Genomic DNA, 12,647 nt, shown 5'->3' on the forward strand with positions numbered 1-12,647 from the left:
GAAATATTTCAAGGACAATGTGCCTAAATGGTCATTCTCCCATGCAGAAAGCACTCCGTACTCCTACACTCCGGGTGCCTTCTATGATTGGCAACAGGGCGATGATCAGAATGTTCATGGTCATTAAAAGAAATACCCCACAATCAAGATTTCTACCTGCAGCCATGACCCGCTGACAGCCGCGAGCGATTGGAAACCCTCTTCCTCACCCGATGTGGCCATCGCTTTTCGCGGTAATAGAAGTACCCGGCTCTGAGGTAGTAAAATGACATATACTCGCCCCAATGCATTAAGCATTGCAGTGACCATTGCCATTAGCTCTTCCATTATTACTACACAGGCACTGGCCGCGCGAAGGCTACAGACACATTCTGTTGATTTTTCGGGCAGTGGACAAGCGATTATTACCCAGAATGAGGTTCTGCTTAAGTCAACTTTCGGTGATGCCCGTCAGCCAATACCCAAATCTACCACCACCTACCCTGTTCAGACTCAAGCCAGAGTGGGTAATGATGTTCCTTCCGCAGGCTTCACAGACGTTCTTTCTGGTATTGAGGGTGGTGTTTCCACTGTTAACCTGTTTGAAACAGACGAGCATGACATTGCTGAGAAATACACCAAAGTCCTGAAGGTCGGTGCTGAGGAGGTATTCAGGTTCACGCATTGCCTGAAAGACAAAAAACTGCTCATTGAAGTCAGAAGCGGGATGACCGACCCTGATTCAGTGGCAGCAGTTCGTGCTCAATTAGGTGACGACCTGCAATTAGAACCTTTAACGGGATTCGCCAGCCCCATACAACTAGTCGGGGTGCTCAAAGGTGCGAATCAAAGAGGAGGAAGCCTTCGTTCAACTGATCACTATGACGTCCTTGCCACTATTAGGGTAAAGGAAGTTGAAGTGAACGGGCGCACCTTCATGCGTCTTATCGCTGCCAGCGATCAGCCTCCTGAACTGCAGCGTCTGGGTCAGTCGCTCTTTGTCAATGATGAGGTGCTTTTCGCAGCGGCCACCTCTGCCTATACCCAGGTCCATATTCTGGGGGAAAATTTACAACAGGAAGCTCTGGATGATCTGTTGTCGTACCAGAAACCCGTCGGATATGTTGTACACGTCGAGGACAACACACAGGTTTATCCAGTTCCTGAGGGTTATCCGAAACTGGAAGTAACTGAGGCTCCGGGAGAGATTATTGTTTTCCACGGTCAGAAACACAATCCGACCGATGTCGCTTTTGTGGAGAGCCTCCAAAGGCACTGGGAAGAATTTGACGCTAATGATAATGACTACACTACAAAGATTAAAAGAAACAAGGTCAAAAGCTACCAATACATCATTCGAAGCAGGCAGATGGCTCTGCTGGAGGAGTTTTCTGCCAAATTGGCTGTACAGCACGATGCTGAACTTAACGTATTTAAACTGTCGACGCTGACATACTATGAATCTCTTCGGCAGGCATTGGCCGTTGCTGCTCAGGATGAAACCGACGAATTTGAATTCTCAACCACAAAACACATCCGGGTCACTTCATCTGTTATTACGCCAATCTGGATGCAGGTTCAACTGGAAAAACACTTCAGCTTCAAACCCGTGCTCAGAGAACTCCTGACTAACCCATATTTTGTTCAGAATGTTCGCAAAGATGTAGAGTCGGTCGCGGAACTGATGCAGAGCTTTGCTTTTGACGAAGGCGCAAAGTTTGCTCACAAAGTCATTGGTGACATGACCACTCAGCTGCATGAGATGGAAATTGAGCTGGATGAGCTACAGGAAAGAGAAGGCAGATTCACCGGGCTAAGCAAACGGCTACAGCGAGCCATTGGCAGTTATGAGGAAAAACTGAGAGTCCAACCACTCAAGCTGGAAATTGACGATGAGCTTATAAAGCTTCGCAACCTTGAATTGGCCACACAGCTTGGTATGGACGACTGGGATGATACTCTGCCACTGGTAAAACAAGCCGAACTGATCAGTATAAAAATTCATGAAATCAACCTGGCGATTGCCGCAACAGGCCAGTTTGATCATAAAGCTGTAAAAGCAAAACTGGCAGGCATTGAAGGCCAGCTCGGTATTTCCCCGGTCGATGAAAACGATCTGGATGCCCGCTTTCAATCGATTCAACAGCAAATACAGCATATTCAACACAAGACAAAACAGGCCGACGAGGAGACCCTGCGCAGACTGACTACTATTGAAGGTCAGCTCGCTCTGAGACCGAACAACGAAGCTGACCTCGAAGCCCGTCACCAGGCCATTCTACAGCACCTTAAGCAAAGGGATGCCCTTTTCTTTCAACTGTATCTTCAACAACAGAGCACCAGAAAAGATGCTGGAAAAGAAGCTGAAATCAAAGCCCGCTATGCAACCATTGCTACACATTTGAAGATTCCGAATTTTGATAGCAACGCAGATATTGAGGTTCAACAAGAAAGCATCCTTGCATCACTTGCCGGAATGAATCTCAGAGAGGAAGTTATGCGTCAAAAACTTTATGAAATGAACAATCAACGCAATAGGGAGGATTCTTACACAAGGATCAGAAAAGTTGCTCTGGCAGCAGTTCTTGGTATTGAGCTGAGTGATGTTGAAACCAGACTGAAAGACCGCGACACCCTGGAATCAACAGTCTATTTCAAGCTTTTTAAACTTAAAGAGCTGGAAGAAGAACTAAAAGACATCGGAACACCAGGTCACCCCAAAGCCAAGCCCGAAGTCGTTGGGAAACTGACTGCTGTGGAAAATTCCCTGAAGATGCATTACGCCAATAGTGAGAACGATGTGTATTACCGTCGTCACACCATTTCTAAAAAAATTCAGGCATATATCACAGCAAGCAGGCAGCGGGTAGAGGGAGATGCGCAGGTGGTACTGAAAACCGTAGAGGAAATACTCGGGATCAATGTCAATGAAGGTGATGACAAAGCAACAAGACTTGACAGGATTCGTACAAAACTCGAAAACAATGATTTATCAGACTCCATGCTGGATGCGATAGTACAAACTTTCTGGAAAGAAGACATTACACATGCGAGCCAACAGAGGGCAACAAAATACGAGAATCTTAAAAGGCATCTTACGTTTTATGTCGAAGATGCGAATGAGCGAGCCATTAGACAACAGATAAAGCTGTTTAAAGAGATAGAGGCCAAACTGCATATCTGCTTCACTGTAAGCAATGCGGCTAAAGAAAGAGGCAGGACTTTCCTTGCTAAACTGGCCAATGATCTGGGGATAATATTAGAAGACGATATTCACCTTTCTGACAACAAGTATGCTATTAGCAACGAAATTTCGGCATTAATGGAAGAAGTAGGCGAAGTCTATGGCGATAAAGATGTCAAAAGAGTCAGAAATAATGAAATTGCTCATCAAATCAACATTGAGAATTATAAAGATGACGCCACTATAGAAGACCAAAACATTCTAATAAACAAAAAACTCCAACAGCTGTCTGAAGAAGTTTTCAAAGCAGGTGTTGCTGACGTCAATGAGCATATCGCAGCCATTGAAAATGAGCTTGACAGACAAATAGCTCGCCTCGGACCCAAACCCCGATACGTTCTTGATCGTGAGGTAGCGACTGCATGGCGAGCAATAGAAGACGCTGAAAGTGAGCTGGAGACGGCTAATCAAAAACTGGATGCTATCCTTGTCAAACAATATTTATATGCCGGAACCCGTGCTGTCCAGAAAAGTATCTCGGATGAAGGTGACAGAGCTCTCAATCAAGCAATGAAAGAACTTCAGATCAAGTTCGATCTGGCTGCAGGTGACGAGCAACCCCTTCAGGAGCGAGTAAAGGACATTACACATTTCCTGCCAGAACGAGTGGAGGACATCAGACATTCTCCGCAAGGGGACAGTAGAGAAAGTCGAGATAAAATTGTTCAGAAACTGAGAGCCAAAACAGATGCTGTTGTTCAGGAAGCTTACAATGAAAACAATGAAGTATTGTCTGAATTGACTTTAACCAGAGAAAAGCACTCTCAGGTCACAGAATTCCTGCGTGAGCAGGACAGGAAAAGTATGGAAGTGACCCATACACGGCATGAAGAGAAGAATGCACGAGAGAATCCGGATCGCAAGAAACAGGAGATTGAAGATCCCGGTAACATTGATGAGCAGGCTAAAACCGCACATAACAAAGAAATCAAACAGTTACAACCGGGCAGTAGTAATGTTATTAGCAACAAGATCCGGCAACTGATTCATAAAAGGGCCCGTCTGGAAAGTGAAATTGAAGTCAGGAAAGCAGACATTGAGAGAATGAAGGATGTCCTGAAGGCTGCCAGGGAAGCCGTCAAAAATGACGACGGTCCCTTCCAGTACACACCGAGGCAGGCAGAAGTTCGGGCTGCGATGGCCGCCTTCATTCAGCAGCACCCTCTCAAACAACAAGCCCTCGGAGTCGCATTGGGCCTGACAGATGCGGCGAGAGAAAGTGGTAAGGCAACGCCATTGCTTGCGACTTTCGATTTTGACGATGAATTTGCACCGATTCGCTTGCAGGCAATGGTCGGAAACAAACTGACTTTTAAACAGGCCAGTCGAATTGTAGAGGTATTCAAGAGCCTGAAAACGACTTTGCCGGAATCCCGGCTCGAGCCTTTAGCAGATCAACCCCGGAATGCCCTCATAGAACTCGAGACTCTGACGCTCTGGGCAATGTATGAGATGGAAACAGGGGCACAAGAATACGACGACGAAATTCGCGGTTTAGGCAAAGCGGCCATCAGCTTCGTTGAACATGAACCAGAGAACCTGAAAAGCTTCTCGGAATATTTTGCTACCCATTCTGCCAGTGGTAACAGGATCATCGCTCTGCTGCGTGAAGGTCTGATCAGCAAGATTGAACTTGAGCACTATATAAAGGCCATCAGAGGTGTCGATGGATATCAGACAGTGGCTGAATTTGAGCATTTCCTTGGTTATAAACATGGCGTCAGAGTGTCTGAGTTCAGGAAGGTTGTCCATATGCTGTCAGACAGGGATGCTGAGGAATTCATGCAGAGTGCCTTTACTCCTGTGACTGTAACCACTACTGGCCCGGCGGGTATGAAAGAGTCTGTTGCTGGCATGAGAGAGTACGCAGCTGCGGTCATCGCCAACTATATTCTTGACGACATTGCCTTTGACAGTGGCCGCAGGACGGCAGCGTTTCTGGCCAATATTCAGGATACCCTGGCACCTTACGCCTACGCTGCCGACTTGTCTGAATCAGACCTGATCAAGGCTATCCACGACACATTGATGCAGGCTCATGCCTCAGCGGTTGAGCGACAATTGTCTGATTACTGGGTCAAGCCTTCCGTCTTCCTGCTACAAGCGGTCACCTGGTACTACTCCAGCTACAAGCCTCTGATGGTGACCCAAACCGCCCTTGGGGCTGCCCGTCTGTCTCTCTCAAACATGGCGTTCCTCTACCTTCTTGATCTGACCAACAGGGGCGATTACACACACAGAATACTCACACCTTTCCAGCACTGGTTGGAACGCTATGGTGTTGACCTTGACCGAGTCGGCCAATATGCCTACCACAGCGGCATTGAAAAGATCTCTGAAGCAGGAGGACTGGCAATGCCATTGGGTAAGGCCGCTTCCTCAGTCATTCTGCTGAAAACCGGCTCTCTGCTGTTTGCCAGGCAGCACAATGCCAGTCCCCGGATGTATCGCAGCATTTCCCGTCTGGTGCCCGAAATCGTGAAATCCATGGCTTCCGGACAAGGAGTTCAGGTACCGTTACTGCACAGGGTCACGCCAGAAAAAGTGAAAACCCTGACCTCTGCCACAGCCGGTTTGGTGCTGGGCCCGGTTGCTACTGTCGGATCGTACGCTCACGGTCTTATATCTGGGTTTACCTATGCTCAAACCTTCGGATTCGCCCTGGCGTCGAGTCTCACTTTCGACTTTTTCATGAACGACAACAGAATGCTCACTCAATGGCTGGGTGGACCTCTTGGACGTAGTCTTGACAAAATTAATCGCTGGCGGGGCTTGGGTGAAACGGACGATGAGTATCTGAAACGTACCGCTGTTGCTCCACCCCAGGGCTTTCGTGAAACCAATGAAGAATATGCAAGCCGTGTCAGAGCAAACAACACGATGTATGGCTGGACTCGAGACGAAAATTATCTGCAGTTCCGTGAACGCCGTGACCGCACCATGAAGATGTTTGAAAATGGCTGGGAGAAATACTTCAAGGAAAATGTGCCTAAATGGTCATTCTCCCACGCAGAAAGTATTCCTTACTTCTACACTCTGGGTGCCTTCTACAAATGGCAATAAAGCGATGATAAGAGAGTTCCTGTACATGACAAGAGAAATATCGCTCAATCAGGCCTTCTGCCTGAAGTCGTGAAACCAACACAGGCAGATTTTGAGCAAGGTTAGGGTGACGATAAGGGTAGTAGAATGACATATACTCGTCTCAATGCATTAAGCCTTGCAGTGGCTGTTGCCATCAGCTCTTCCATCATGGTTACACAGGCACTGGCTGATCGCAGGCTGCTGACAAAGTTTGTTGGTATTCACGGCAATGGACGAGCGGAGCTGATCCAGAGTGAGGCCGTAGTTAAGCCGACTTTAGGTGATGACCAGCAGCCAATACCCAAATCCTTTACCACCACCTACCCAGATCCGGCTCCATTCAATGCAGACTTTGTCTTTCCTTCTTTCACAGACGTTCTTTCTGGCATCGACGCTGGTGTTGCCATTGTTGATCTGTTTGAAACAGACGAGAATGACGTTGCTCAGAAATACACCAAAATTTTGAAGGTGGCTGATGAGGGTGTCTTCAGGTTCACCCATAACCTTGAAGAAAGAGAACTGGTCATTGAAGTCAGGGCCGGAATGACCGATCAGGATTCAGTTGAGGCTGTGTTTGATCAAATGGATTGCATCGAACCTCTGGAGCCGTTGACAAAAATTGCCAGACCCGCACAAATGGCCGAAGTGCTCGAAGGTGCCGATCAAAGAGCAGGAAAACTCGGCACCCGTGACCACTATGTCGCCCTCGCTACCATTGAAGTAGAACAAGTTGAAGTGAATGGACGTACCTTCATGCGTCTTATCTCCGGAGGTGATCAGCCTCCTGAACTGAAGCGCCTGGGCCAATCGCTCTTCGTCAATGATGAGGCTCTCCTTGCAGCAGCCACCTCTGCCTACATTCAGGTTCATGTCCTGGGAGAGGATTTACAACAGCAGGCTCTTAATGAACTGTTAAAACACAGTAAACCCATCGGATATGTTGTGCACGTCGAAGATGATACTTATGCTTACCCTGTGCCTGAGGGCTATCCAAAGCTGGAAGTAAAAAAAACTCCGGGGGAGGTTATTGTTTTCCATGGTCAGTTGCAGTATCCGAATGATATCGCCTTTATAGAAAACCTCCATAAACTCCTGGAAAAAGCTGAGAACAATTATCCCGCTGAGGCACTAAAAACACAGATTAAAAGCTACGACACCAGAATCTACCAGTACGTTATTCGGAGCAGGCAGTTGGCACTGCTTGAGGAGTCAGCTGCACACTACGAACAACGCAAAACTGAATTCAAATTATATCCACTGGCCAGGCTTATATACTATGAATATCTCCGGCAGGCATTGACCAGTGCTACTCCGGACAATGACTATCAATTTGAATTCACATTTGGACACATCAAAGCGGTCTGGTCTGTCATCACGCCAACCTGGTTAAAGTTTCAACTCGAAAAACACTTCGGCTTCAAACCCGTAATTAGAGAGCTTCTGACTAATCAACGCTTTATTCAAACGTTCATGTCTGTTATTCGCTTTATCAGCAAAAAGGAGATCGGTCCTCCCGGGGTCGACGAACAGTTTGCTGACAAAGTGATTAGCGACATGATCAGGCAGCTGCCTGAAACGTATAAAAGACTGGAGGAGCTACAGACAAAAGAAGCCACAATCCTCCATATTAAAAATGAGTTGCAGCACTTATCGGCTACAGAAGTTACCAGTGAAGAGGAAAAACTCAAAGCACGACAAATAAACCAACGAATCGAGGATGAGCTTGTAAAGCTTCGTGTCGAACTGGAAGCCCTGGGAAACCGGGAACAGGATCTTCAGCAGGAAAGCAAACAAATTCCAGCCCTGGCACAACAACTTCGTGATGCCAGAAAGGCTTACTATTCTGAAAGAGCAACAAAGCTTGGCATAGGTGACTGGGATGATAACATGCCACCAGAAGAGCAAGCCAAACGCATCCGGGAGAAACTTAATGAAATCTTCAGAGCAGTTACCACAACAGGACAACCTGAGGAAGACACTGTAAAAATAAATCTGGCCACTATTGAAGGCCAACTCGGTATTGTTCCGGATAATGAAAATGATCTGGATGCCCGCTTTCAGTCCATTCAAAAGCATCTTCAGCAAAGCGCCAGCTCATACACCAGAAAAACAGCACATATCAAAGCCCGCTATTTAGCCATTGCCTTACATTTGAAGATTCAGGATTTTGATATCCATGCAGATGTTCACGATCAGGAAAAATGCCTGCTTCAAAAAATTGAAGCAATGCATGCTCAAGAAGCAGTTCAACGCCAACAACTCAAGACAATGGATGATCAACTTGATAAACAGTATGCTTTCATCAAGGAGACAAAAGCCGTTCTGGCAGCGGCACTTGGTATTGATCTGATCGAAGACACTACACTGAAAGACCGCACAAGCCTGGAATCAATGCTGCGTAACAAACTCTATGATCTTTCAAAGCTGGAAAATGAACTGAACGACATCAAAACACCAGGCCACCCCAAAGTCATGCCTGAAGTACTTGAGAAACTGACTGCTGTGGAAAGTGTCCTGAATATAGATAACCTCGATACAGAGAACGATGTGCATTACCGTCGTGACGCCATTTCTAAAGAAATTCAGACATACATCAAAGAAACCGGACAGCGGGTAGAAGAAGAAGCTCTGGAGATGCTGATAGCCGTAGAAAAAGCACTTGAGATCAATGTCAATGAGGGTGATGACAAAGCAACAAGACTTGACAGGATTGAAATAAAAATTAACAACGATGATATCTCAGAGTCCATGCTGGATACGATAGAACAAATTCCCTGGAAAGCTTACACCGCAGTTGTTCAAAAGACGGTTGCTCAAAAAAGGACCAGTAAATACGATAAGCTAACCAGTCTTGCCTTTTATATCGAAGCTGCGGATCGGCGAGCCGTAAGAAAACAGGAAAGGCTGCTTAAAGATATAGAGGACAGGCTGCAGATCTACCCCATTGCAAACGATGCGGCAAAAGAAGGGGGCAAGACGTTCCTTGCTAAACTGGCCAATGATCTGGGGTTAATGTTTGAAAACGACGTCCACCTCAATGACAACAAGTATGCTATTGACTGCAAAATTTCGGAATTAATGGATGAAGTAGAAGAAACCTATGGCGATGAAGAGATCAGAAGGGGCAGAAACAATGAAATGGCTCATCAACTCAACATTGAGAACTATAAAGATGACGCCAGTATAGAAAACCAAAACATTCTAATTATCAAAAAACTCAAACAGCTGGATAAAGAAGTTTCCAAAGCAGGTGTTGCTGAGGTTAATGAGCATATCACAGTTATTGAAAATGAACTTGACAGGCAAATGGCTCGCCTCGGCCCCAAACCCCGATACGTTCTTGATCGTGAAGTAGCGACAATCAGGCGAGCAATAGAAGAAGCTGAAAGTGAGCAGAAGACAGCTAAGCAAAAACTGGATGCTATTCATACCAGACAATGTTTCTTTACCGGGACTCCAGCTGTCAGCGGAGGCCGCTCGGATGAAATCGACACAGTTCTTAATCAGGCAATGGAAATAGCTCAGACCGGGCTGGGTCTGACTGCAGGTGACGAGCAAACCCTTGAAGAGCGGGTAGAGGACATCAAACATTTCCTGCAGGGACACAGTAAAGAAAGACGAAATGAAATTTTTAAGGAACTGAGAGCTCAAATACATCTTGACATTAAAACGACAGGTTATCCCCATTTACACGAAGTAGTTGATTACTTTGTCGATACTTTAGTCTATGTAGATACTCTTGTTCGGGAAGCAGAAGATGAATTCAGTGAAGCATTGGATGAACAGACTTTAACCAGACAAAAACACTCTCAGGTCACAGAATTCCTTCGTGAACACGACAGGAAAAGTATGGAAGTGACCAGTACACAGCTTGAAGAAAGGAATGCACAAGCGAATCTGGATCGTAAAAAACAAGAGATTGAAGATCTTGGAGACATTGATGAGCAGACCAAAACCGCACATAACGAGGAAATGGCTGCACTGGGTTTAGTTCTGGAGCAGAAAAGTGAAGCTCTATCAAAAGCAGAAGAGGCTCTGACGGATTATCATAAAGCAGTTCTTAACACCATCGAAGAAGCCGTGGGTCTTGAACCAGAGGCTACTGACACTCAGGAACAACGGGTTAATGCCCTGAGAAACAAACAGTTACAACTGGGCCGTGATGACGTTGTTAGCAGCAGGGTCCGGCAACTGATTCAGGAAAAGGCCCGCCTGGAAGGTGAAATTGAAATCAGGAAAGCAGACATTGAGAGAAAGAAGGACGCCCTGGCGGTTGCAGAGAAAGCTGTTGAAAATGACGATGGTCCCTTCCAGTACACGCCGAGGCAGGCAAAAGTTCGGGCCGCTATGGACGACTTCATGCAGGAGCACCCTCTCAAGCAACAAGCTCTGGAAACCGCCATCGGTCTGGCAGGATTGGCAGCAGAAAGCGGTAATGCAATACCAACCCTTGCGTCTTTCAATTTTATCGACGAATTTGCACCGATTCGCTTGCAGACAATGGTTGGAGACCATCTGACGCTTGTTCAGGCCAGTCAGGCTGTAGAAATCTTCAAGGACATGATGAGGTGCTCCCCACCCTACCCTTTGTCTATCGTAGATCACCCTGTCTTGCCAAAAGTCCAGGAGCTGGTTTACAGGGCCAGGAATGAAATGAAAACCGGGGCTCAACGATACGACGACGAAATTAATGGCATGAGCAAAAGAGCCTTTCACCCTCTCGTGCCTGAAAGATTCTTCTCGGAACACTTCGCTACTCATTCTCACACTGGTATCAGGATAATAGCTCTGTTGAGTGAAGGTCTGATCAGCAAGGTTGAACTTCATAATTACATTAAAGCGGTCAGAGGTGTCGATGGTTATCAGACAGTGGATGAATTCGAGCACTTCCTTGGCTACCGCTACGGCGTCAATGTGCCTCAATTCAAAAAGGTTGTTCAAATGATGTCTGACGAGGGTGCAAAGGAATTCATGCGCAATGCCTTCGATCCTGTGACCGTGACCACCACTGGCCCTTCAGGTATGAAAGAGTCTGTTACCGGCATGAAAGAGTACGCAGCTGCGGTCATCGCCAACTACGTCCTTAACGATATTGCCTTCAATAACGGCCGCAGGACGGCAGCCTTCCTGGCCAATATTCAGGATACTCTGGCACCTTATGCCAATACCCTTGGCGTGTCTGAATCAGAGCTGATCAAGGCTATCCATAACACCTTGATGCAGACTCATGCTGCAGCGGTTGAGCATCGGCTCAATGATTACTGGCTAAAACCTTCAGCCTCTCTGGTACAGGCGGCCGCCTGGTACTTCTTCACCTATAAGCCTCTGCTGGCGATCCATACCGCCGAGCAGGCTGAAAGGCTGTCTCTCTCAAACATGGCGTTCCTCTATCTTCTGGATCTGACCAGCCGGGGTGATTACCTGCACAGAGCTCTCACACCTTTCGAGCACTGGCTGGAACACTATGATGTTGATCTTGACCGAACTCGCCAATATACCTACCACGACGGCATTGAAAAGATCTCTGAAGTGGGCGGGCTGGCCATGCCATTGGGTAAGGCCGCTTCCTCAGTCATTCTGCTGAGAACCGGGTCTCTGCTGTTTGCCAGACAGTACAACGCCAACCCCCGGATGTATCGCAGCATTTCCCGTCTGGTCCCTGAAATGATGAAATCCATGACTTCCGGACAAGGGTTTCAGATACCGCTGGTGCACAGGATCACACCAGAAAAAGTGAAAACCCTGGCCTCTGCCACAGCCGGTTTGGTGCTGGGTCCGGTAGCCACGGTCGGATCGTACGCCCACGGTCTTTTATCAGGGTTTACCTACGCTCAAACTTTTGGATTCGCTCTGGCGTCGAGTCTCACTTTCGACTTCTTCATGAACGACAACAAAATGCTCACTCAATGGCTGGGTGGCCCCCTGGGCCGCAGTCTTGACAAGATCAACCGCTGGATAGGCATGGGCGAAACGGAATCTGACTATGTGAAACGTACTGCCATTGCCACACCGCAACGCTTCAATGAAACGGATGAAGAACATACCAACCGTGTTAAAGCAAACAACATGATGTATGGCTGGACGCGAAACGAGAATTATCTTCAGTTCCGTGAACGACGTGATCGCACCATGATGATGTACGAGCATGGCTGGGAAAAATACTTCAGGGACAATGTGCCTAAATGGTCATTCTCCCACGCAGAAAGTATTCCGTACTCCTACACTCTGGATGTCTTCTATGGGTGGCAAATGGGGGATGATCAGAAAGTTCATGGTCATCAAGGAAAATAACCTCTCAATCAGGATTTCTACCTGAAACAGTGATCCCCTGACAGCCATG

Annotated in this window: 2 protein-coding genes; both read left to right on the forward strand. The window is 47.0% G+C overall.

All coding sequences use genetic code 11. The features are described 5' to 3' along the window. Positions 1-265: 265 nt before the first annotated feature. A complete protein-coding gene (locus KBW69_RS07025) occupies positions 266-6,286 on the forward strand; it encodes a hypothetical protein (RefSeq protein WP_257280434.1) in 6,021 nt (2,006 codons plus the stop codon). Between the two features lie 126 nt (positions 6,287-6,412). Beyond that, entirely contained in the window at positions 6,413-12,598 is a 6,186-nt protein-coding gene (locus KBW69_RS07030; protein WP_257280435.1) for a hypothetical protein, read from the forward strand. Positions 12,599-12,647 lie beyond the last annotated feature (49 nt).

This window comes from Endozoicomonas sp. ISHI1, assembly GCF_024606225.1.
Lineage (GTDB): Bacteria > Pseudomonadota > Gammaproteobacteria > Pseudomonadales > Endozoicomonadaceae > Endozoicomonas_A.